At 66.3% G+C, this 20,019-nt stretch carries 21 protein-coding genes; 8 read left to right on the top strand and 13 right to left on the bottom strand.

All coding sequences use genetic code 11. The features are described 5' to 3' along the window. Window positions 1-36: 36 nt before the first annotated feature. Window positions 37-795, top strand: coding sequence for an SAM hydrolase/SAM-dependent halogenase family protein (locus HSR122_RS03305; protein WP_229111265.1), 759 nt, complete (start codon window positions 37-39; stop codon window positions 793-795). A 27-nt stretch (window positions 796-822) separates the two neighbouring features. Here HSR122_RS03305 and cofH read toward each other — a convergent pair whose 3' ends face one another. Next, complete coding sequence (gene cofH, locus HSR122_RS03300; protein ID WP_229111264.1) at window positions 823-2,163, bottom strand: 7,8-didemethyl-8-hydroxy-5-deazariboflavin synthase subunit CofH; 1,341 nt, start codon at window positions 2,161-2,163, stop codon at window positions 823-825. 139 nt (window positions 2,164-2,302) lie between these two features. Here cofH and HSR122_RS03295 point away from each other — a divergent pair, with 139 nt between their 5' ends. Then, on the top strand, window positions 2,303-3,964 hold the full coding sequence (locus tag HSR122_RS03295; RefSeq protein WP_229111263.1) for an MATE family efflux transporter: 1,662 nt from the start codon (window positions 2,303-2,305) through the stop codon (window positions 3,962-3,964). 87 nt (window positions 3,965-4,051) lie between these two features. On the opposite strand, the gene HSR122_RS03290 is transcribed toward HSR122_RS03295, so the two are convergent. Continuing rightward, window positions 4,052-5,074, bottom strand: a complete 1,023-nt coding sequence (locus HSR122_RS03290) for a sodium:calcium antiporter (protein ID WP_229111262.1) — start codon at window positions 5,072-5,074, stop codon at window positions 4,052-4,054. Between the two features lie 67 nt (window positions 5,075-5,141). Next, window positions 5,142-6,023 (bottom strand): universal stress protein, encoded by an 882-nt coding sequence (locus HSR122_RS03285; RefSeq protein WP_229111261.1) that lies wholly within the window; start codon window positions 6,021-6,023, stop codon window positions 5,142-5,144. Between the two features lie 83 nt (window positions 6,024-6,106). Between HSR122_RS03285 and HSR122_RS03280 the strand changes: the two genes are divergently transcribed. Continuing rightward, window positions 6,107-7,162 carry a phosphoribosylaminoimidazolesuccinocarboxamide synthase gene (locus tag HSR122_RS03280; RefSeq protein ID WP_229111260.1) on the top strand — a complete coding sequence of 352 codons (1,056 nt, stop codon included), beginning with the start codon at window positions 6,107-6,109 and terminating at the stop codon, window positions 7,160-7,162. 29 nt (window positions 7,163-7,191) lie between these two features. Here HSR122_RS03280 and HSR122_RS03275 read toward each other — a convergent pair whose 3' ends face one another. Together HSR122_RS03275 and HSR122_RS03270 are read right to left on the bottom strand one after the other, a co-directional pair. Next, a complete protein-coding gene (locus HSR122_RS03275) occupies window positions 7,192-8,076 on the bottom strand; it encodes a DUF4380 domain-containing protein (protein WP_229111259.1) in 885 nt (294 codons plus the stop codon). Between the two features lie 109 nt (window positions 8,077-8,185). Continuing rightward, window positions 8,186-9,046, bottom strand: a complete 861-nt coding sequence (locus HSR122_RS03270) for a DUF63 family protein (RefSeq protein ID WP_229111258.1) — start codon at window positions 9,044-9,046, stop codon at window positions 8,186-8,188. A 79-nt stretch (window positions 9,047-9,125) separates the two neighbouring features. Between HSR122_RS03270 and deoC the strand changes: the two genes are divergently transcribed. Further along, window positions 9,126-9,746, top strand: a complete 621-nt coding sequence (gene deoC, locus HSR122_RS03265) for a deoxyribose-phosphate aldolase (protein WP_229111257.1) — start codon at window positions 9,126-9,128, stop codon at window positions 9,744-9,746. 31 nt (window positions 9,747-9,777) lie between these two features. On the opposite strand, the gene HSR122_RS03260 is transcribed toward deoC, so the two are convergent. Then, window positions 9,778-11,799 (bottom strand): hypothetical protein, encoded by a 2,022-nt coding sequence (locus tag HSR122_RS03260; protein ID WP_229111256.1) that lies wholly within the window; start codon window positions 11,797-11,799, stop codon window positions 9,778-9,780. 142 nt (window positions 11,800-11,941) lie between these two features. On the opposite strand from HSR122_RS03260, the gene HSR122_RS03255 reads away from it, so the two are divergent. Next, window positions 11,942-13,237: a tRNA (N(6)-L-threonylcarbamoyladenosine(37)-C(2))-methylthiotransferase gene (locus HSR122_RS03255; protein WP_229111255.1), complete on the top strand. Its 1,296-nt coding sequence runs from the start codon at window positions 11,942-11,944 to the stop codon at window positions 13,235-13,237. Window positions 13,238-13,262: 25 nt separating this feature from the next. On the opposite strand, the gene HSR122_RS03250 is transcribed toward HSR122_RS03255, so the two are convergent. The 5 genes from HSR122_RS03250 to HSR122_RS03230 all read right to left on the bottom strand — a co-directional run bounded on the left by HSR122_RS03250 (window position 13,263) and on the right by HSR122_RS03230 (window position 15,801). Further along, window positions 13,263-13,658 (bottom strand): PIN domain-containing protein, encoded by a 396-nt coding sequence (locus tag HSR122_RS03250; protein ID WP_229111254.1) that lies wholly within the window; start codon window positions 13,656-13,658, stop codon window positions 13,263-13,265. Continuing rightward, on the bottom strand, window positions 13,655-13,897 hold the full coding sequence (locus tag HSR122_RS03245) for an antitoxin VapB family protein (protein ID WP_229111253.1): 243 nt from the start codon (window positions 13,895-13,897) through the stop codon (window positions 13,655-13,657). The genes HSR122_RS03250 and HSR122_RS03245 overlap by 4 nt, the downstream gene beginning before the upstream one ends. A gap of 133 nt (window positions 13,898-14,030) precedes the next feature. Then, window positions 14,031-14,357 carry a DUF7113 family protein gene (locus tag HSR122_RS03240; protein WP_229111252.1) on the bottom strand — a complete coding sequence of 109 codons (327 nt, stop codon included), beginning with the start codon at window positions 14,355-14,357 and terminating at the stop codon, window positions 14,031-14,033. Window positions 14,358-14,434: 77 nt separating this feature from the next. Further along, window positions 14,435-15,235, bottom strand: coding sequence for an endonuclease/exonuclease/phosphatase family protein (locus HSR122_RS03235; RefSeq protein WP_229111251.1), 801 nt, complete (start codon window positions 15,233-15,235; stop codon window positions 14,435-14,437). Between the two features lie 116 nt (window positions 15,236-15,351). After that, entirely contained in the window at window positions 15,352-15,801 is a 450-nt protein-coding gene (locus HSR122_RS03230; RefSeq protein WP_229111250.1) for a hypothetical protein, read from the bottom strand. A gap of 84 nt (window positions 15,802-15,885) precedes the next feature. On the opposite strand from HSR122_RS03230, the gene HSR122_RS03225 reads away from it, so the two are divergent. The 3 genes from HSR122_RS03225 (at window position 15,886) to HSR122_RS03215 (ending at window position 18,804) form a co-directional block, all read left to right on the top strand. Then, window positions 15,886-17,691, top strand: coding sequence for an ATP-binding protein (locus HSR122_RS03225; protein ID WP_229111249.1), 1,806 nt, complete (start codon window positions 15,886-15,888; stop codon window positions 17,689-17,691). A 187-nt stretch (window positions 17,692-17,878) separates the two neighbouring features. Continuing rightward, window positions 17,879-18,361, top strand: coding sequence for a pyruvoyl-dependent arginine decarboxylase (locus tag HSR122_RS03220; RefSeq protein ID WP_229111248.1), 483 nt, complete (start codon window positions 17,879-17,881; stop codon window positions 18,359-18,361). An 83-nt stretch (window positions 18,362-18,444) separates the two neighbouring features. Beyond that, window positions 18,445-18,804, top strand: coding sequence for a DUF5811 family protein (locus HSR122_RS03215; RefSeq protein WP_229111247.1), 360 nt, complete (start codon window positions 18,445-18,447; stop codon window positions 18,802-18,804). Window positions 18,805-18,842: 38 nt separating this feature from the next. Here HSR122_RS03215 and HSR122_RS03210 read toward each other — a convergent pair whose 3' ends face one another. Both HSR122_RS03210 and HSR122_RS03205 read right to left on the bottom strand, forming a co-directional pair. Next, window positions 18,843-19,313: a DUF7311 family protein gene (locus tag HSR122_RS03210; RefSeq protein WP_229111246.1), complete on the bottom strand. Its 471-nt coding sequence runs from the start codon at window positions 19,311-19,313 to the stop codon at window positions 18,843-18,845. Next, window positions 19,310-20,011 carry an ABC transporter C-terminal domain-containing protein gene (locus tag HSR122_RS03205; protein WP_229111245.1) on the bottom strand — a complete coding sequence of 234 codons (702 nt, stop codon included), beginning with the start codon at window positions 20,009-20,011 and terminating at the stop codon, window positions 19,310-19,312. Before HSR122_RS03205 ends, HSR122_RS03210 begins: the two co-directional genes overlap by 4 nt. Between the last annotated feature and the right edge of the window lie 8 nt (window positions 20,012-20,019).

The following is a 20,019-nucleotide window of genomic DNA, read 5'->3' as shown; positions in this document are numbered from 1 at the left end:
ACTCTGAAGCCGCTGTCAGGTGACGTACATCCACCGATGATCACGCTCAGCTCCGACTTCGGCTCGCCGTATCCAGCCGCGATGAAAGGCGTCATTCTCCAGGAGAGCGACGCCCGTCTCGTCGACGTCTCTCACCAGTTCCCGCGTCAGGACGTCGGGGCCGCGGCCTTCTGGCTCCGGGAAGTCCTGCCGCACTTCCCGCCCGCGGTCCATTGTGTCGTCGTCGATCCGGGCGTCGGCACCGAACGGGCGGCGATCGTGATCCGGGCCGGCGAGCACGCGCTGGTCGGACCCGACAACGGCGTCCTCGTCCCGGTCGCCCGCGAACTCGACGGGGACGTCGAGGTCTTCGAGATCGAGTACGACGACCCCGAGAGCGTCACTTTCCACGGTCGAGACGTGTTCGCGCCCGCGGCCGCGACCGTCCACGAAGCCGGAATCGACGACTTCGAGCGCGAGGACGGGTTCGTCGAGGCGGACTCGTTCGTCGACCTCTCCGTTCCCGAGCCTGTCGAGCGCGAGGACGGCGTCACCGGCGAGGTGCTCGTCGTCGACGACTTCGGCAACGCGATCACCAACATCCCCGGCGAGCGCCTCGAGGGACAGTTCGGCTCGGACGTGACCGTCAACGGCGTGTGGGCACCCGCTCGCCGGACCTACGCGGCGGTCGGACCGGACAAGCGCGTCGTCACCGTCGGCAGCCACGGCAACGTCGAACTCGCGGTCAATCAGGGACGGGGCGACAAGCGCTTCTCCGTCAGCCCAGGTGCGCGGGTCCGCCTTCGGTGGACGTGAGCCGTGTCGAGCGTGCGCGATCCCGAGTCACTCGATCAGCGGCGTCCCGTCGGCCTTCGGGCCGAGCATCGGGCCGTGGGGCGGGTCGCCATCGATCCGGCGGCGCGTCCGGTAGTCGGTCGAACGCTCGACGGGAACCCGGCCGATCGACTCGACCAACTCGACGTACTGGTCGAACGAGCGGTACTCGCCGAAGTTACCGCCCGCGCGCTTGGTGATCTCCTCGGAGAGGATCGTTCCCATGAAGTCGTCCGCGCCGGCGTTGAGCAACTTCAGTCCCTGCTCGTCACCGTACTTGACCCACGAGGCCTGAATGTGGTCGACGTTGTCGAAAAACAGCCGCGAAACGGCGATCATCAGCTCGTCCTCGTGGACGCTCGGGCCGTCCTCGACCAGCCCGTAGTCGTACAGCGCGGTGTTCTGGTGGACAAAAGACAGCGGGATGAACTCGGTGATCGCGCCCGTCCGGTCCTGCAGCTCCCGGACGCGATCGAGGTGGACCGCGCGGTGGGCGGCGTTCTCGACGTGGCCGTACATGATCGTCGCGGTGATGTCAAGCCCCACCGACGCGGCGGCCTCCATCGCGTCCAGCCAGCCGTCGGTGTCGATCTTGCCCGGACAGATGACGTCCCGGACCTCGTCGACGAGGATCTCGGCGGCCGTCCCCGGCGCGGAGTCGAGCCCCGCCTCGACCAGCCGCCGGTAGACTTTGTCGTAGCTCCACGACGTCCCGCGGCGAGCGTGTTCGGCCTCCTCGGGAGTCATCGAGTGGACGTGGACGCCGTCGACGCTCATCGCCTCGATCTGCTCGACGTAAGTCCCCGGGTCGGTCTCGTAGGCGTCCGGCGAGCGGTAGTTCAGGTCGCCGCGCTCGCTCGCCTCGAGTACTTCGCGGTGCTCGGCGTCGAGCGCCAGCGCGGGGTGCAGCCCCGAGACGGAGGTCACCTCGTAGATCCCGCGCTCGACGGCGTCGGCGACGACTTCGCGGGACCGGGCAGGCGTCTTGGTGAACCCGCCGTGGTCGACGTCGGACGATTCGAGGAACTGGTCGGAACGGTCCTTGAAGTTGCAGAACAGACAGCCGGTGTTGCAGGCGGTCGTGACGTTGTTGTTGAGGTTGGCGACGAACGTGACCTCCCGCCCGACCCGTTCGGCGCGGCGGTAGTCGGCGGCCTCGAGCACCTGCTCTTTGCGCTCGCGGTCGATCCCCTCGCTGTCGCTGCCGGTCGTGAGCAGTTCGATCGCGTCCGCGACCGCCAGTCGCGTCCCGTCGCGGGCCTTCGCCAGCGCGTTCTCGAAGTGCTGGTCGCTCGTGGGGCGATGCTCGAACTCGAGTGCACCCCCGGCGTTCGGTTCGGCAGCAACCATCAGTTCGACACGGGGGCGCGAGCGTGAAAACGACACGGGTCGCGTCGCGGTTGTCCTGTATCGAAACCACGTCGGGAGACGATCCGCCGGCGCCGCGGAAACGCAACCCTAATTGATCGTTGCTTCTGAGGTTCAGGTCGTGACAGATCGTTCCGAGGACGATCGCCGCCGGACTGACGAGAGGTCGCCCGACGAGTCACCCGACTCCGAATCGGACGCGTCGGTACCCGAGCCGACGCCCGACGAGTCGGCCGGATCCGTCACCGGGGATCCGGAACCCGGCGGCGGTCCGTCCGGTGGCGGCGACGACCCGGAATCGCCGGCAGACGATCCCTCGGAGTCGATCACCGAGGGGAGCCTGATCCGGCCGCTCGTCCGGCTGGCCTGGCCGATCATCGTCATCCAGCTGCTGCAGGTCACTTACAACATCGCCGACACGCTCTGGCTGGGCCGGCTCTCGACGGACGCCGTCGGCGCGATTAGCCTCGCCTTCCCGCTGATCTTCCTGCTCATCGCGATCGCGGGCGGGTTCACGACCGCCGGTGCGATCCTGGTCGCACAGTACACCGGCGCGAAGGGGAAGCGCTCGGCCGGGCTGGTCACCGGTCAGACCGTGATGTTCGTCTCGCTGCTGTCGGTCGTGATCGGGATCGTCGGCTACTTCTACACGCGGCCGGCCCTGGAGTTGCTCCCCAGCGATCCCCAGACGTCGGCAGCAGTCATCCCGCTGGCTGCCGACTACATGGAGGTCATCTTCCTGGGGATCCCGCTGATGTTCGGGTTCTTCGTCTTCTCGGCGCTCATGCGCGGCTACGGCGACACGCGGACGCCGATGTTCGTGATGGCGATCTCCGTGGGGCTGAACGTGGTGATCGATCCGATCTTCATCTTCGGCTTCCAGTCGAACCCGCTGTTCGGGATGGTCGGGCTGAGCGGGATCGAAGCGACGCTGCTGTCGGCGACCGGCTTCACCGGGCTCGGGATCGGCGGGGCCGCGCTGGCGACGATCCTCTCGCGGGGCGTCGCGACCGCGATCGGGCTGTACCTGCTGTTCGCGACGGGGATCGGTCCGGCGGTGTCGCTGTCGCATCTGCGACCCGACCTCGGCGTGATCGAGGACATCATCAGACTGGGGACGCCCAGCATGATCGAACAGTCTGCCAGCGCGCTGGCGATGATCACGCTCACCGCGATCGTCGTCACGTTCGCGCCGCCGGTCGTGGCCGCCTACGGGCTGGGCAACCGGCTCATCTCGCTCGTGTTCCTGCCGGCGATGGGGCTCGGCCGGGCGATCGATACGATGGTCGGCCAGAACCTCGGGGCCGACCGGGCTGATCGGGCGGCACGCGCGACGTGGCTGGCGGCCGGGACCGGCGCGGGCGTGATGATCGTCGTCGCCGCGGTCGCGCTGGCGTTCACCGAACCGATCGTCAGCGTCTTCCTCGGCAGCGGCGTCGAGGACGCCGCGGCGACGATCGATCTCGGCGTCGAGTACGTTCGGATCCGGTCGGCGGAGTTCGCCTTCATCGGCGTCTCGCAGGTCATCTTCGGGGCGTTCCGCGGGGCCGGCAACACCCGGACCGCGATGGTGCTATCGATCGTCACGCTGTGGATCGGTCGGGTCGCGAGCATCGCCCTGCTGGTGTTCGTCTTCGACTGGGGCGCGACCGGGATCTGGGTCGGGATGGCGCTGGGCAACATCGTCGGGGCGACGGTGGCGGTCCCGTGGTTCCTGCGAGGGACCTGGAAGGAACGGTACATCGACGAACCGGCGGTCAAAGCCGAGGAGACGGTCGCCTGATAGTGACCGTTGTACCGATTTACCGGTGTGACCATACGCAGTCGTACGGTCGACCCGAGAGAGACGTACAACGGCCACTATGAACGATCAGGTCGGCAGCAAGTCGACCGCGACATCAAGCGTCTCGAGGACGATCCAGAGGACGAACAGCACGTACGCGGCAAGCAGCCCGTACGACTCGACGACTGAGAGCGCAAGGTCGGTCCGGAGCGCGGTGAACAGCATGATCGTCGCCAGCGTGAGCACGCCGAACATCGGGATCGCCATCGAGAAGTTGATCGGGGTGCTGCCGACGAGCATCACCCCGACCGGAATCGCGACCAGCAGATCGAACGTGTTCGAGCCCAACACGTTCGCGAGGGCGGTTATCCCCCTGTCTTCGCTCGCGGCCCGGACGCTCACCATCGCGTCGGGCAGGCTGGTCGCGGCGGCGGCGATCGTCACGCCCATGATGAAGGCGGGCACGTCCAGGCTCGTCCCGATGACGTCGACCGAGTGAACCAGCCGCTCGACTGCGACCAGAATGACCGCCAGACCGGCCGCCAGCAGTCCCCACTGGCGACCGACCGTGATCCCGGTCTTGTCGACATCGCTGTCGTGGTCGGCGGTGTCCTGATACTGGATGAAGACGTACAGTCCGTACATACCGAGCGGGATCACCGCCAGCGGGCGGGTGACCTCGCCGGCGAGGTAGGCCGTGCCGTCGACGGGGTTGTAGATGACCGCGAACGAGAACGTGATGACGAGAATCGAGACGGCGAGCATGTAGAACAGCGCCTCCTTGTACACCAGCGCACGGTTGGCTTCGAGTTCCTCCGCAGTGGAGATTCCGGCCAGCGCCGGAATCACGAGGATGTTGAACACCGCGGACCCGACAATCGCACCGACGCCCAGTTCCAGCGAGTCGACCGTGATCGCCGCGACGACGACCGTCGCCAGTTCGGGGAAACTCGACCCGACCGCGGTGACGATCGACCCCTGGACGACCTCCGGCAGTCCGTAGTAGGTCGCGAGCCGTTCGCTGGCGTTTTCGAGCCAGCCGCTGCCGACCCAGATCGCACCGGTCGCCAGGAGGATGATGATCACGTCGACTGCGAGTACCGCCATCACCTCTGTGATCGAGCAGTGGCGGTAATTATCTGCCGATCCGCGAAGGTGACCGACCCGTTCGAGACGATCACAGCAGCGGTCGCGGGCCGTTGCGGATCGTGATGACCGGGACCGGAACCGATCGAACGGTCTTCTCTGCGACGCTCCCCAGTAGAATTCGTTCGACACCCTGTCGACCGGTCGTACCCATCACGACGGCGTCGATCCCCTCCCGGTCGACGACCTCGTGGATCTCCTCGGTAGGCGAGCCCGATTCCACGTGCGTCGTGACGCCGTCGAGGCCGTGTTCCGTCGCGGCGTCCGCGACCGTCTCGACGACCTCCGAGGCGTGTGATTTCCCGGCGTCGGAGAGACGCTCGGAGCGCACGTCGGAACTGAACGCACCGGTATCGACGACCGACAGCGCGTGGACGTCCGCGCCCATCGCCGCTGCCAGTTCGAACGCGTGCTGTGTGGCGCTTTCGGCCGCCTTGCTCCCGTCAGTCGGGACGAGGATCCGATCGAAGGGGACGACGAACTCCTCGTCGGCAGCCATCCGCGCCGTCAGCACGGGCGTCTCCGAGAGCCGGACGACCTTCTCGGTGACGCTACCCAGCAGGTACCGGGACAGCCCCTGCCGGCCGCTGGTCGGCATGACGATCACGTCGAAGTCGTGATCCTCGCCGTACTCGACGATCGTCTCGGCGGGCGTCCCCTTCGCGATATCGGTCGTGTACCGTACGTCGAGCGACTCCAGGATCCCGGCGGCGTCCGAGAGGATCTCCTCGCCGTGTTCGATGAGACTATCGAGCATCTCGTCGCCGACGCGCGAGACGCTCACCTCGTTCGTATCGGCGACGTACAACAGTCGGATCGACCCGTCCTCCCAGTGGGCGAGTTCCCCCGCGTGCTGCAGTACTTCGGCCGCCCCGTCGCTCCCGTCGAACGGAAAGAGGATCTTTTCGTACATGGTTGATCGACCGGGACCTCACCTAGATACTTTGTCGCGCGGTGATGTGAAACCCTATGGTGGTCCGGGCGGAAACCCCGCCAATGACGAGCGTCAAAGACTTCCGGATCGACCAGGAGCCGACCGCCGAGGACCTCGGCCGCGGCGCGTTCGTGTTCACCGACGACTACTCCGTGTTCGACTGGGGGAAGATGCCCGACGAGATCCCACAGAAGGGCGCGTCGCTGTGCACGATGGGCGCGTACAACTTCGAGGTGCTCGAGCAGAACCACATCCCGACCCACTACGAGGGCGTGGCCGTCCCGGGCGAGGCGGTCGGGGCCGACGCCGAGCGGGCGGTCGTCGACCTGAGCGAGGCGCTCGTCGCCGGGATCGCCCCGCGCGAGATGGTGATCTCGCTGACGCAGGTCCCTGACCTCCCTCACGACGGGGCCGATTACGATTACGACGCCTACCACGAGGCCGCGGGCGAGAACTACCTGATCCCGCTGGAGATCGTCTTCCGCAACACCGTCCCCGTCGGATCATCGCTGCGAAAGCGCTCGGAACCCACAGAGTACGGATTGGACTATGAGGAGTGGCCGGACGAACCGGTCGACCTCCCCGAACCGATCGTGGAGTTCTCGACGAAATACGAGAAACAGGACCGGTATCTCGACCGCGAGCAGGCCGATCGGATCGCCGGGGCGGCCGACATCGACCGTCTGGAAGAGCTGGCGCTGTCCGTCGATCACATCCTCACCGAACAGGCCGCACGGTCGGGATTCGTCCACGAGGACGGCAAGATCGAGTGTTTCTACCACGAGGGCGAGATTCGCGTCGCCGACGTCGTCGGTACCTTCGACGAGAACCGCTTTTCCTACGACGGTCAGGAGGTCAGCAAGGAGGTGCTCCGGCAGTACCACAAGCGCACCCAGCCGGAGTGGGTCGCGGCCGTCAGCGAGGCCAAGGACGCGGCCGACGAGCGCGGCGTCGCCGACTGGAAGTCGCTGTGCGACCGCGAGCCCGAACCGCTCGAGTCGGCCGTCATCGAGACCGCGCGGGACCTGTACTGTGCCGGCATGAACGCCTACGTCGGCGGTGACGTCTTCGATGCCCCGGATATCGATACTGCGGTCGAGGCCGCGCGAGAGCTGTAGTCGGGCGAACGCGAGCCGTGGACGGCTAGCTACTCCGGCGCGATCGACGCGGCGTCGGCCCCGGTTTCGGGTTCTGAAACGTCTTCGAAGAGGTGCCACCGCTCGGTGTGGCTCGTGGTCTCGCCGGGCGCGAGTTCGACGAGCGGTCCCAACGTCTCCAGTTCGAGCATGTGATCCAGCATGTACACCTCGACCGAGGCCCCGCGGTCGGGATAGGTCGCCTCGGGGTCGTACTCGAAAGTTTTGACGAACGCCCGACCATCGTTGACGTAGGCTGCCCACCCATCGAGTGCGTTTGCTCCGATCTTGAACTCGGGCCCGTCGGCCTGTTCGACGAGGACGTGATCGTCGACGTACTGGATACGCTCGTCGCTGACGTCGGTACGCGGCCAGAACACCAGCGACCGGTCGGGCAGTAACTCGTCGGGATCGCCGTCCGGGAACGGGACGACGGCCGTCCCGCCGGGCTTGCAGACCGAGATTGCCCACGGCGCGAGTTCGACGCTCCAGACCCCCTCGTTTGTCAGTTCGTGGCCGATCTCGACGGCCGGTTCGCCGTCGGGCATCTCGATCTCGATCGCCTTCCGGATCCCGGTCTCGCCCTCGACCGGCTGGACGAGTCGACATCCCCGATCGGTGCGTTCGACCTCGACCAATTCATTGTCGGGCTGGTAGGTTCGGGGGTCCGACTCCGGGGCGTGCCACAGACGATGGCCGCCGTACAGCTCCCAGTCCTCGCCGCCGGTCGTCCCGGTCGCGGCCTCGTCGAGGAAGAACACGTTTTCCCCCGCGGAACGGCGAAAGTCCACAATTCGCGGCCCGACATCGGTCGTGACGACGAGTTCGACCAGCCCGTTGTCGATTCGAACGCAGTGCTCCCAGCCCTCGTAGGCGATGTCTTCGACCTGTGTCATAGTTGCTCCGAGCCGCAAACGACGGTTCAGGCGGTCGGTTGCGGCCTGTTACCGCTGCGATTCGACCGGCCGGTGGAAAAGTGTAGCGCCGGCCCTGACCGGGTCACGATCAACCGCCGATCGCGGCGGCCGTCCCGCTGTTGCGAAGCGCGAAGAGCACGACGTTGTTGACGGCGGGGCCGAGCCCCAGCGCGATGATGGCTGCGAAGGTCAGGTTCCCGCGGGTCGGTTCGGCTTCGAGGTAGTCGGCGAAGACGGCAACGAGGACGACCGCGAGCGCGAGCTTGACGACGACGAACAGCCAGCCGACGCCGATCGTCTCGGCGACGGGCAAGCTGCCGGCGACGTCCATGATCGCCCGGGGGAGCGGCGAGCGTTCGCCCGTCCCGAGGGCGTCGATCCCGATCGCGGTCGTGATCCCGTCGAGGGCGTGCGCGAAGATCACGAGCCCGCCGACCAGCCGCGTTCTGGCGACGATATCGGTCGTGAAATACGCCATCCCGAAGTAGACACCCAGTGTCACTGGCACCGTGATGACGACGCCAGCGAGCGACCAGAGCGGCTCGCCGGCGACAAGCGTCTCCTGGCGACTCGCGAAGACGAGCAGTCCCAGCAGCGCGACGGTTCCGGTCACGCCCAGGTCGCGCGCGACCCGGTCCTCGTCAGTCCGGAGGCTGGCCCGGAACGCGAGCGACGCCCAGACGGCACCGAGCGCGACGAACGCCGTGACGTAGACGGCCGGAGCACCGAACAGTGGTTCGGCCCAGGTCGGATAGACGGTCCGATCGAGCTGGTGGAGCCCGTGCGCGACCGCACCGGCGACCATCCACGGCGTGAACGCCAGCACGTGGCGCTGGCGGACCCGCGGTTCGAGCGCGAGCAGGAACGCGGTCACCGTCACGGTCCCGACGATCAGGGCCGCGAGATGCGCGAGCGGCGGGACGACGAGCCCGCTCGGAAGGAGTGGCATACGCGAGAGAGCGTCCGCCACGACCGAAAGGATAGCGATCCGGAGGTGCGTTTTTGACGCTGGCCGCCCTCCGGCCGATATGGACGACGTCGCCACGCGGATCGAACACACGGTTCTCGGCCCGACGACGACGCCAGGGGACGTGCAGGCCGTCCTCGATACGGCAATCGAGACCGGTATGCGCGCCTGCGTCCCGCCCTATTGTGTCTCGATGGCCGCCGAGTACGCCCCTGGCGTCGAACTGACGACGGTCGTCGGCTTCCCGCACGGCCAGCACACGACCGCGAACAAGGCCGACGAAGCCACAGCGCTCGCAGAGGAAGGCGCCGACGAACTCGACGTGGTCGCGAACCTCGGGCTCTTGCGGGCGGGTGAAGACGAGTCGTTCAGACGGGATCTCGCAGAGGTCGTCGCCGCGACGACGCGCCCGGTGAAGGTGATCGTCGAGGCACCGCTGCTCGACGAGGACGAGAAACACCGGGCGGCCCGACTCGCGACCGAGGCCGACGCGGCCTATCTCAAGACCGCAACGGGCTTCGCCGACGGCGGTGCGACGGTCGCCGACGTCGAATTGCTCTCGACGTATCTCCCCGTCAAGGCTGCCGGCGGAATCGATAGCTGGGAGCAGGCGACGGCCATGTTCGAGGCCGGAGCCGAGCGCATCGGCGCGTCCTCGGGTGATGCGATCCTCGAGGAGTAACGACGCTCGAAAGCATGAGAACGGTTACGCGTCAGGCCGCGTCTCGGAGACGCTTGCCCGCGATCGCAGCGCCACCAGCCGCGCCGATCAGGGCGGGCACGAGACCGAAGCCGGGGCCGTCTCCGTCGCCGCTTTCGGTCTCGTCGTCGGTCTCGGTTTCACTGTCGTCGGTTTCACCGTCGTCAGTCTCGCCGGCGTCGGTCGCGAACGAAGCCAGCGACCGGCCGTCCTCGTCCCACTCACCCGGCATGGTGACGTCGGTTTCGTCGCCGACGAACGACAGCGCCTGTATCGCGTCCTCGTCGGCGTCGCTCTGAAGCCCGGCGTCCATCAGCATCGCGGTCTGACCGGTTTCGAAGCTCGTCTCGCTGGCTTCCATCATCGAGAACGGGGCCGGCAGTCGGTCGCTGACTGCCGTACCGTTACCGACCGAGAGGGCCCCTTCGACCGTGGCGTTCCCTTCACCGACGTCTGCGGTCAGGCGAGCCTGTTCGAACTCGGCCGCCCGCATCGCGTCGATCATTGCCGTGACGTCGGTCTCGTTCGCCGTGCGATTGAATTCCGTCAGCGCGCGGTCGAGCATCCCCTCGTCCTCGACGCTTGCGGACCCTTCTGCAACGATCTGCTCGTCGTCCGTCCGCACGTCGATTGACGTCCGCATGCTATCCGTGATGGGGACTTCCCGCTGCTGGAGTTCGGAGACGTACTCCGCCCAGTTGGTCGTCTCGGAAGTCGCTGTCCCGTTCAGGCTGACGAACGACTGTCCGGTCATACCACGCGTCGTGAGGGCGAACGCCCAGTTCGAGGTCGTCTCGAGGTCGGCGGCTCGTCTCGCCTCCGTCCGGTCGCGAAGCTGTTCGATCGAATTTGCCAGCCCGAAGTCGAACGACTCTCCGGCGTCGGGCGTCTGCGGGCTGGACATCGCCGCGTTCTCGATCTGTTCGAGGAGGTCGACGTACGCGAGCGTCAGGTCGTCGGTCCCGTCGAGGCTGACGTTCCAGTCGACGCTCGCCTGCTGGCCCCCGCTCGGTCGGCGCTCGACGGACAGCTCCGCCCCGACGCGCGAGAGCGTGACGTTCTCGATCCGGTCTGCCAGCTCGGTCGCTTCGGCCTCGGTCACGTTCGTTTCCGGACCGCCGAGCCCTTCGACGATCGCCGTCGAGACGGCCGAATCGACGCCGTCGACAGTGACCGTGTAGGCGACATCCAGTCGCTTGCTGTCTTCGCTCTCGTTGGTCAGCTCGTGGCTGTCGAGACTGACCGAACATGTCACGTTGGTCGTCTCGAACCCGTCACAGTACTGCGACCGGAGGGTCTCCTCGGTCCGGTCGGTACTGTTCCAGCGCTCGGCCCGCTCGGCGCTCATCGTGTACGATTCATCGACCTCGAGGGTGTAGGCCCCGTCTGATTCGGTCAGGACGAGCTCGTGTGACCGCTCCGGGAGCAGGGGCGAAGCAAGCTGGACGCTCGCGGACCCCTCGGCGTCCAGCGACGTCGCGTCCGTCATGACGGACCCGCTCGTTCGGGCCTCCTGCAGGAACGGGAGCACGAACGACAGCTGCGAGTCCCCCGGGACTGCCACCGTGCTGTTCAGCGCCATCGACGACTCCCTGACGGTCCTGTTCTGTACGGTTTCCAGGTCGAACCGGAGGTCCCTGAGGTAGGCCGGCCGGTCGGCGACGAGCGCTCCGTCGGCGGTCAGCTCGTCGGGCGTCGCCAGCAGCGTCAGGTTGCCCGTCGCGTCCGTCTCCGTCCGCTGGCTCATCACGAACTCGGCGACACCGTCCGAGACGTCCATACGAGCGTGCCCACTCGCATTCTCGAGGTCCTCCTGGTCTCCGTGCTCGTAGACCAGTATGATCGACCCGTCGCTCGTCACGTACGCCGCGTCCGCCGCCGACATGGTCTCGTTCACTGGCGTTTCGTCACCACTCGAGGCGGGGACGGTACTGTTCCCCAACTCCCCTGTCGTCGTCGCAGTTGCGACGCCCCCCATCGCCGACAGCACGAGGAGGGCTACTGTCAGGACGGCTCCTGTTCGTTCGGTCAGCATGTGTCCTGCCTGTTTCTGTTCCTGTAGAATAATTGTTGTGCTCGAACCCCTGGTGGTCGTCCGTCTGTAGCGCTCGCGACCGTGCTGATCGACGTGATCCGTCGTGTTTTTGCGTGCGTGGATGTAGTAGTAGACAGACGCGATGGCCCGCTACTACGTCGAAACCTACGGCTGTACCTCAAATCGAGGTGAGACACAGCAGATCGAGCGCGCCCTGCGGGAGGGCGGCCACCGGCCGGCGTCCTCACCGCAGGACGCCGACGTGGCGATTCTGAACACGTGCACGGTCGTCGAGAAGACCGAGCGAAACATGCTCCGGCGGGCCAGAGAACTGGACGAACAGACGCCCGCGGACCTGATCGTCACGGGCTGTATGGCGCTGGCCCAGGGCGAACAGTTCGCGGACGTAGACGCCGAAATCCTCCACTGGGACGACGTCCCCGAGTACGTCCTCAACGGCGAGTGCCCGACGATCACGCCCGACACCGAGACCGTCCTCGACGGCGTCACTGGCATCCTCCCGATCGCTCGGGGCTGCATGAGCGACTGCTCGTACTGCATCACCAAGCAGGCCACCGGGCGGATCGATTCGCCGACCGTCGAGGAGAACGTCCGGAAGGCCCGGGCGCTCGTCCACGGCGGCGCACGGGAGATCCGGATCACCGGCCAGGACACCGGCGTCTACGGCTGGGACATCAACCAGGGCGAGAGTCTCCTGCCCGAACTCCTGAGTCGGATCTGCGCCGAGATCGACGGCGACTTCCGGGTTCGACTGGGGATGGCAAACCCCGGCGGCCTGCACGGGATCGCCGAGGAACTCGCGACCGTGTTCGCCGAGCACGACGAGATCTACAACTTCCTGCACGCGCCCGTCCAGAGCGGCTCTGACGACGTGCTCGCGGACATGCGCCGCCAGCACCGCCTCGAGCAGTTCCGCGAGATCGTTGCGACCTTCGATCGCCACCTCGAGTACTGGACGCTCGCGACGGACTTCATCGTCGGGTTCCCGACCGAAGACCCCGGCGATCACGAGGCGAGCATGGACCTCCTTCGGGAAATCCGCCCCGAAAAGGTCAACGTCACGCGCTTCTCGAAGCGCCCGGGCACCGACGCCGCCGAGCTGAAGGGGCTGGGCGGCACGGTCAAGAAGGAGCGCTCGAAGGCGATGACCGACCTGAAGATGGACGTCGTCGGCGAGGCCTACGAGGCGATGGTCGGTACCGAGCGCACGGTGTTGCTCACCGAGGACGGCACAGCGGACTCGCTGGTCGGCTACGACGAGGCCCACCGACAGGTCGCCCTGCCGAACGCGCAACTCCAGGGGCTGACGGTCGGGAATTTCGTCGACGTCGAGATCACCGGCCACAACACGGTCTACGCGATGGGCGAGCCGATCTCCCCGCCCGAGACGCCGACGGCCGCCCGGGCCGACGACTAGAGCGCGAGGACGTCAGCGTCGCGAATCAATACGAGTCGATTTCGAGTCCGGGGATTCGTTCGAAGTGGTCGACGTTGCGCGTGAGCACCGGTTCGTCGTGGACAACTCCGGTAGCACCGATGATTCCGTCACCAGGGTCGTCTAGTGGCCGTCCGTCGCTGGCAATCGTTCCGGCGATACGTCCGGCTTTGCGTGCGATTTCGGGCGTCACCGGGTAGATCTCTTTCGTTTCGAGGACCGAATCGACGACGTCACGTTCGGCCTGAGATCGGTCGACGTAACCGACGCCCCAGTACAATTCGTACAGGGTCATCGCCGAGAGTCGCTCTGGCGTTCCGGTCTCGGCGAGCGCGTCGGCTTTCGCGAGCGCGTCCTCGTCCGCTCGTGAGACGTCTTCCACGAACGACGTATCGAGGATCATTGGGATCGATCGGTCAGTCCCTCCGATCGACGATCCGCATACGCCTCGTAGGACGCTTCTCGTGCTTCTCGGATCGTCTCGACGTCGTTCCCGGATAGCGCACCCGCGAGGTCACTGATCGGTCGCTCTTCGACGAGGCGCTCGACGACATCCGAAAACGACTCGTCGTCCCGTTTGCGCCGCTTGAGCGTTTCGTACGCGTCCGCTGTCAGCCGGACGTTCTTGTACTCGGTGCCCATATGTATACACCTGCACACACTCGGCAATAACTGTTGTGGGGGCGGTAGCAGCGACTGTTCCATACGGACCGTTATTGTTTCCGGCAAACGCCGACCCTGAGGACGGCTCTGACCGGTACTACAACGGTCCGTATCACATCTCTTTGAGCGTGATCGTCACGTCCTCGGAATCCAGGCCGATCCGCTGAAACTGCGTGCGAACGTGGTCTTTCGCGGCCTCGATCGCCTGCTCGCGGGTTTCGAACCCGCGGGGGCTGGGCGATTCGAAGGCGACGTTGACCTCTCGGTCGCCGATCCGCTGGACCTGGCCGCCGCTTGCGACCTCGTAGAAGGAATCACAGACCCACACGTAGGGCGCGCCGTCGTCGGGCGCGCCGCTGAACGACGGCGGGTCGTCGCCGGGTTCGTACAGCGTCCCCGTCAGCGCCGTTCCGCCCGCTTCGCCCCGGATCAGTAGCATACTCACGTCTACGCGATTGGCACGCAAAAGGTCGCCGACGTGGGTTTCCGGGAGAGTTTCTCTTTCCCCCGCTCTTTTCACTCGAGTCGGACCTGCGCGAGCACGGGGAAGTGATCCGACGGGTAGCGCTCCGCGGCGAAGAGGTCGGTACAGACCCCGTGCTGACGAACCTCGACGTCGTCAGTGACGAAGACGTGGTCGATCTTGCGGTTGGGGACGAGGTGTTCGAAGTCGGTGACGGAGGTTTCGGGGCCGTAGTGGCCGTGTTCGGAGCGGTCGATCGCGTTGGACAGCGTCCGTCGCCCCGCGTCAGGATCGACGATCGTCTCGTGGGGGGACTCGCCGGCGACGCAGTTGAAATCGCCCGTGACGATCACAGGCTCGTCGTCGGTCAGCTCGTCCAGTCGCTCCCGGAGCAGGCGGGCGCTGTGGCGGCGCGCTTGCGGTCCGTCGTGTGAGAAGTGCGTGTTGGCGTGGACGAACACCGCACCGGTTTCCCGGTCGCGCAGCCGCACCCAGGTGACGATCCGCGGGTGACGGGCGTCCCAGCCGAGGCTGCCCGCCCGTTCGGGCGTCTCCGAGAGCCAGAACGTGTCGGTCTCGACGAGGTCGAACCGTCGCCCGTCGAAGGCGACCGGTGAGTATTCGCCCTCGCTGTCGCCGTCGACGCGAGGGTCACCGGCCCACTCGTAGCCGGGAAGTTGCTCTCGCAGGTACGACAGCTGGTGTTCGAGCGGTTCCTGCAGGCCGAGCAACGACGGCTCGCGAAATCGGATCGTGTCCGCGACGCCCTCCCGACGGTTCGACCACCGGTGCTCGCCGTCGTCGGGGTTGTCGTAGCGGACGTTGTAGGTCATGACGCGAAACCACGCGGTCATCGTCCCCCTGTTGGGCGTCCCCCCTAGTGTCCTTTTGGGATGCGGTCCGGCCCGCAGAGTGGCACGCGGTGTCCGACCCGTCGCCGGCTACGCGTTTCCCGGCCAGTCACCGCTGACTACGCGTTCTCGGGCTCGCCGTCGCCGTTGAGGATGATCAACGCGTACGTACCCGGGTCGAGTTCGATGCCCGGGTGCTCGGTGAAGCTCACGCCGATCGAGATCGACTCCTCGATCGCAGTAAACTCCTCGTCGTCATCGAAAGCGTCCTGATTTCGCTCGTCCAGCACGAACACGTTGACGTTCGGCCCCTCGAGAACTTCGATCGAATACGCGACCTCGGTAGTCTCGACGATCTCGAACCCGTCGCTGAAGTAGCTCCCGGGATCGAGCTCCTGCTCCCGGCCGTCCGTGAGCGGCTCGTCGCTGCCGACCTCCTCGAGCGTCCACCGGACGGTCACTGGCTCGCCACCGCCGAGGATGTCAGTACACCCGCTTGTGCCCGCGACTGTCGCCGCTCCGACGGCCCCGAGTACCGTCCGCCGCGTCGCCGTTCTCTCGCGGTACATGCTAGATTATTTATTATTATTCCTAATAGATCTTCCCCCGGGGGTGGCAGAACGCCTTAGTCGCGCCCGCCCGTCGGGTCGTGTATGTCCGATCTCGGGGATTTCACCGATTTCAGCGCCGACGATTCCGGGGACACTGGCGACGAGAGTCGATCGTCGCCGTCCGCCGAACGGGACGACGAACGGTTCGAACCGGTCGAGGTCTCGCCGACGCGATCCGAGCGCGGGATCGGCGTCCTCTCGGCCGCCGAGGGGCTGACCATCAGCGAGGACGAGGACGACACCACGCTCCGGGCGTACATCACCGTGCGCAACCGCTCGGCCGTCCGGATCGGGACGTACCTCCTGGTCCCGTATCCCGACGGCGAGCGGCTGTTCTGTCGGATCACCGCACTGGAGTACATGCCGGAGTTTCGCGCCGACGACGCCACGGAGATCCACGCCCAGCGCGCGATGAACTCCCGGGAGATCGACGAGGAGGACTTCAAGTTCATGGCGACGCTGGAACCCGTGGCCGTTCTCTACGAGGAGGGAGACGAACTCAAGCGGCGGATGACCGACCGCGTCCCCAAACCCGAGACGGCCGTCCGGCGGGCCGACGACGCGGGCGAGATCAAGACCGGGCTGAAGATCCCCGCGGAGGGCGTCTTCCTCGGCCATCTCGCGGTCGGTGGCGAGCGAGTCACGACGGCCGCCGAACCGCCGACCATCGACTACCGTCTGAAAGACGACTACGCCAACGGCGACCCGCTCGTGTTCCGACACACCCTCGTGGCGGGCGGCACCGGTTCGGGCAAGACCCACGCCGCGAAGAACGTTCTTCGGCAATATCTCGCCGACGAACGCTCTTATCCCGTCGAATCGGGAAGCGACCGCAAGGTCTCGCCCGCACTGGTCGTGTTCGACCCACAGGACGAGTACGCACAGATGCACGACGACGGCGACCTCCCCCGGGAGTTCCAGCGACGCTGCGAGCGCGAGGACATTGCCTGTGGCGGCCACGACGACACCGTCGCGTTCGTCCCCGACGTCGACGGGGCCTCCTACAGCGCCGACCACCACCGCGCCGAACAGGCCCCCTTCACCATCCCGTTCTCGATGGTCGACGACAACCCCTGGCTGATCGCGGGAAGCGGCCTCAACGACAACCAGTACTCCGCGCTCGTGAACGTCCTCCTGCCCCGCTTTCGCGACGAGTACGGACAGGGCGGAACCTACGAACAGTTCACGCGCTTTCTCGACGACCCGGCGCTGCGCGAACAACTGGACGAGTCCGGCCGGGTCCACGAGGCGACCTTCGATGCCGTCCGCCGGCGCGCGCTCGGGTTCGGTGGCGTCTTCGATCAGGACGCCCGCCCGATTACGGATCTCGTCCACGAGTTCGTCCGCCCCGGCGGGCTGACCGTCGTCCCGACCTACCACATCAACGATAGCCGGGCGACCGAGACGGTCGTGCTCGCGCTCGCCTCGTTGCTGGTCGACGAGAAACTCTCGAACGACCCGACCTTCGACCGCATCGAGGAGACGCCGCTGATCGTCGGCATGGACGAGGCACACAACTTCCTGACCGACGCCGATACCGTCCAGGCACGGAAGGTCATCGGGAAGTTCACCGACGCCGCCAAGCAGGGCCGCAAGGAGCGGCTCGGCCTCTTTCTGATCACGCAGGACCCCCAGGACATCGCCGATCCCGTCTTCAAGCAGATCAACACGACGGCCGTCCTCAACCTGGGCGACGAGGACGCCATCTCGGCTGTCAACATCCCCTCGAATCTCGAATCGAAGGTCCCCTACATGGAGAAAGGGCAGATGGTCGTCTACTCGCCGGACAACTCCGAACCGGTCGAGTTGATCGGGCTGTCGACCTGCGTGACAAAACACGGCCGGTAGAGCCTGATACGGTCGGTTGTAACGATTTACCGGTGCGATCGCATAACGGATGCGATCGATCCGGAACAGACTTACAACCGACCGTATGACGTGCGCTTTCGGCCCCGGTGGCCTAGACGCACGGGGTCAACGAGTCTCACGGAGAGAAAACGAAACGCCTTCTTGTTCCAATCGTCGATGTACGCTCATGAGCACGATTCGGGTCGCGTGGGGGAGCGCCACGAGCCCGACCGCGATCTCGGCCTACGACGGCGCGCTGGCGGCCGCGAACGTTCACAACTACAACCTGATCACGCTCTCGTCGGTGATCCCCGCCGAGCCGTCGCTCGAGGAGGTCGGAATCGCTCCCGACCTGGGTCCGGCAGGGCAGGGACTGCCGGTCGTCCAGAGCCACGAGACGGTCGGGCCGGGCAGTGACGACCCGGCAGTCGCCGGACTGGGATGGATCCGCAGCGAGTCGGGTCACGGACTGTTCTACGAGGTCTCGGGCACCGATCCCGACGCCGTCGAAGCGACGATCCGCGAGGGAATCGCGGACGGACAGCGACTCCGCGACTGGACGTTCGATTCCGAGCCGACCGTCCGCATCGAGACTGCCGAGCCCGAACCCGACGCCTTCGCGGCGGCAGTCGTCGTCGCCGCGTACGGTCACAGCGAATCGCTGCTGTGACTGCCGTTTCGAGCGGACGGCAGTCCCCGGGGTCGACGACCAGCGCTTTTTTATCCCTCCCTCGCCTACCGGCATAGCAATTCATGTATGGCAATCTCTCCGGCGGCGGTGACGTCAGTGCTGACGATCCGCCACTGTCGTCCGACCAGCGGCGTTCGCTCCGGCGCGATCTCGCGAGCGTTGCCGCCCGTACTCGCGAACTTCTCCCCGGTGATTTCGTCGTCGGTTCCGAGCTCCGGACCAGTGCGACGGGTCTCGAGGCGACGATCGCCGTCCAGCCGCCGGTCGGGTCGGTCGTCAGCGCCGGCTACGCACCCAGCGAGGACGACGATATCTCGATCGACGACGAGGAACGCGAGGACCTGGCGATGGGACTGGCCGCCAGTGCTGCCCTCCAGGTGAAACAGGCCTACCCCGACGAGGGCTCTCCGGCCGCGCAGTGATACTCGCTGTTCTAGCACTCGACGTCGTCCCACGACGGCTATCGGCTCGTTCTTGTCAGGATGACTATCGGTTCGCCGTCGGGGGGTTCCCGCTGTAACAACAGTACGTACGTCACCGTTCCAGTCGGTCGCCCGAGGTCGACCGGTGAGTTCATCGATTCGTCGACGATCGGAGCGTCGATCGTGACAGTTTGCGTCGAACCGCCCTCGACGCGATAGCGGGCGACCGTGACGTTCTCGCCGTCGACCCGATCGAGTTCGAGGTGTCGAACCGGGGCGTTCGTAAGCGAATCCGATGGGAACGAGAGGTCGACGGACCGCTGTGTCCCCATGAGGCCCTTCGGGGGGAGACGCTCCTGCTCGACGAGCGCCTCGGCGGCCGATTCGATCGCGGCGACGTTCGACTCGACGGTGCATTCGCCCCGGACAGTCGCCGCGGATTCGACTGCCGGCAGCGACGCCGCGATCAGTGCCGCCGCCAGGATGACCGCGATGACGTACCGGATCACGGGAGTTTCGACTTCAGCGACGAGAGGAGACTATCGTCGTCCGGGTCAGTTTTGCCGGTCTCGCCGGCCTCGTCGGCGTTCATCTTGCTATCGGGGACCGGATCGGGTCGTTCCCCGTAGCGACGGTCGATCTCCTCGGGATCGGCCTCGGGAGTGTCGGCGTGCGGATCGTCGGACGACCCGGCAGCATGTGTAGGCGTGCCGACAGACCCGCCGTCGGTCTGACCCACCGCAGTCGTGCCGTCACCGGCGGCTCCGGCGCCCGGTCGCTGCTCGCGGTCCGTCCCGTCGACCAGCCTGTCGACGGTCTCCGCGATCGAATCCTCCTCGATAGGCTGTTCGGTCGTCTGCGAGCGGGAAGTCGGTCGATACTGATCGACGCGTTCAGTCGTCTCCGAGCGTCGTTCGAGTTCCTCGACGCGCTCCTCGATCGATTCGACCGCGGCGAGGGCCGACGCCGACTGCTGTTCGACCGATTCGTTGACCGAGTCCACGTTGGTGACATACCCCTGTAAAGAATCGGTCCGCCCTTCCAGATCCGCGACGCGATGCTCCAGTTCCTCGAACCGGTCTTCGAGACGCTCGAGTCGATCGACGACCTCTGCGAGGTCCGCCAGTTCCTCGAAATCGTGTTCGCCGTCGATCACCGTCCGCTCGACGGCCGACAGTCGCTCTTCCAGCCGCTCGATGTCGGTCATACCGGTTC

Origin of the sequence: Halapricum desulfuricans (assembly GCF_017094525.1) — an archaeon.
GTDB lineage: Archaea > Halobacteriota > Halobacteria > Halobacteriales > Haloarculaceae > Halapricum > Halapricum desulfuricans.
Note: the sequence above shows the minus strand (reverse complement) of the source record. Positions and strands in the feature narration are given on the sequence as shown.

What these genes read in the sequence shown, in the direction of transcription:
- HSR122_RS03305 (WP_229111265.1), top strand. Translation starts at nt 37, where the DNA reads ATGATCACGCTCAGCTCCGACTTCGGCTCGCCGTATCCAGCCGCGATG.
- cofH (WP_229111264.1), bottom strand. Translation starts at nt 2,163, where the DNA reads ATGGTTGCTGCCGAACCGAACGCCGGGGGTGCACTCGAGTTCGAGCAT.
- HSR122_RS03285 (WP_229111261.1), bottom strand. Translation starts at nt 6,023, where the DNA reads ATGTACGAAAAGATCCTCTTTCCGTTCGACGGGAGCGACGGGGCGGCC.
- HSR122_RS03280 (WP_229111260.1), top strand. Translation starts at nt 6,107, where the DNA reads ATGACGAGCGTCAAAGACTTCCGGATCGACCAGGAGCCGACCGCCGAG.
- HSR122_RS03275 (WP_229111259.1), bottom strand. Translation starts at nt 8,076, where the DNA reads ATGACACAGGTCGAAGACATCGCCTACGAGGGCTGGGAGCACTGCGTT.
- HSR122_RS03270 (WP_229111258.1), bottom strand. Translation starts at nt 9,046, where the DNA reads ATGCCACTCCTTCCGAGCGGGCTCGTCGTCCCGCCGCTCGCGCATCTC.
- deoC (WP_229111257.1), top strand. Translation starts at nt 9,126, where the DNA reads ATGGACGACGTCGCCACGCGGATCGAACACACGGTTCTCGGCCCGACG.
- HSR122_RS03260 (WP_229111256.1), bottom strand. Translation starts at nt 11,799, where the DNA reads ATGCTGACCGAACGAACAGGAGCCGTCCTGACAGTAGCCCTCCTCGTG.
- HSR122_RS03255 (WP_229111255.1), top strand. Translation starts at nt 11,942, where the DNA reads ATGGCCCGCTACTACGTCGAAACCTACGGCTGTACCTCAAATCGAGGT.
- HSR122_RS03250 (WP_229111254.1), bottom strand. Translation starts at nt 13,658, where the DNA reads ATGATCCTCGATACGTCGTTCGTGGAAGACGTCTCACGAGCGGACGAG.
- HSR122_RS03245 (WP_229111253.1), bottom strand. Translation starts at nt 13,897, where the DNA reads ATGGGCACCGAGTACAAGAACGTCCGGCTGACAGCGGACGCGTACGAA.
- HSR122_RS03240 (WP_229111252.1), bottom strand. Translation starts at nt 14,357, where the DNA reads ATGCTACTGATCCGGGGCGAAGCGGGCGGAACGGCGCTGACGGGGACG.
- HSR122_RS03235 (WP_229111251.1), bottom strand. Translation starts at nt 15,235, where the DNA reads ATGACCGCGTGGTTTCGCGTCATGACCTACAACGTCCGCTACGACAAC.
- HSR122_RS03230 (WP_229111250.1), bottom strand. Translation starts at nt 15,801, where the DNA reads ATGTACCGCGAGAGAACGGCGACGCGGCGGACGGTACTCGGGGCCGTC.
- HSR122_RS03225 (WP_229111249.1), top strand. Translation starts at nt 15,886, where the DNA reads ATGTCCGATCTCGGGGATTTCACCGATTTCAGCGCCGACGATTCCGGG.
- HSR122_RS03220 (WP_229111248.1), top strand. Translation starts at nt 17,879, where the DNA reads ATGAGCACGATTCGGGTCGCGTGGGGGAGCGCCACGAGCCCGACCGCG.
- HSR122_RS03215 (WP_229111247.1), top strand. Translation starts at nt 18,445, where the DNA reads ATGTATGGCAATCTCTCCGGCGGCGGTGACGTCAGTGCTGACGATCCG.
- HSR122_RS03205 (WP_229111245.1), bottom strand. Translation starts at nt 20,011, where the DNA reads ATGACCGACATCGAGCGGCTGGAAGAGCGACTGTCGGCCGTCGAGCGG.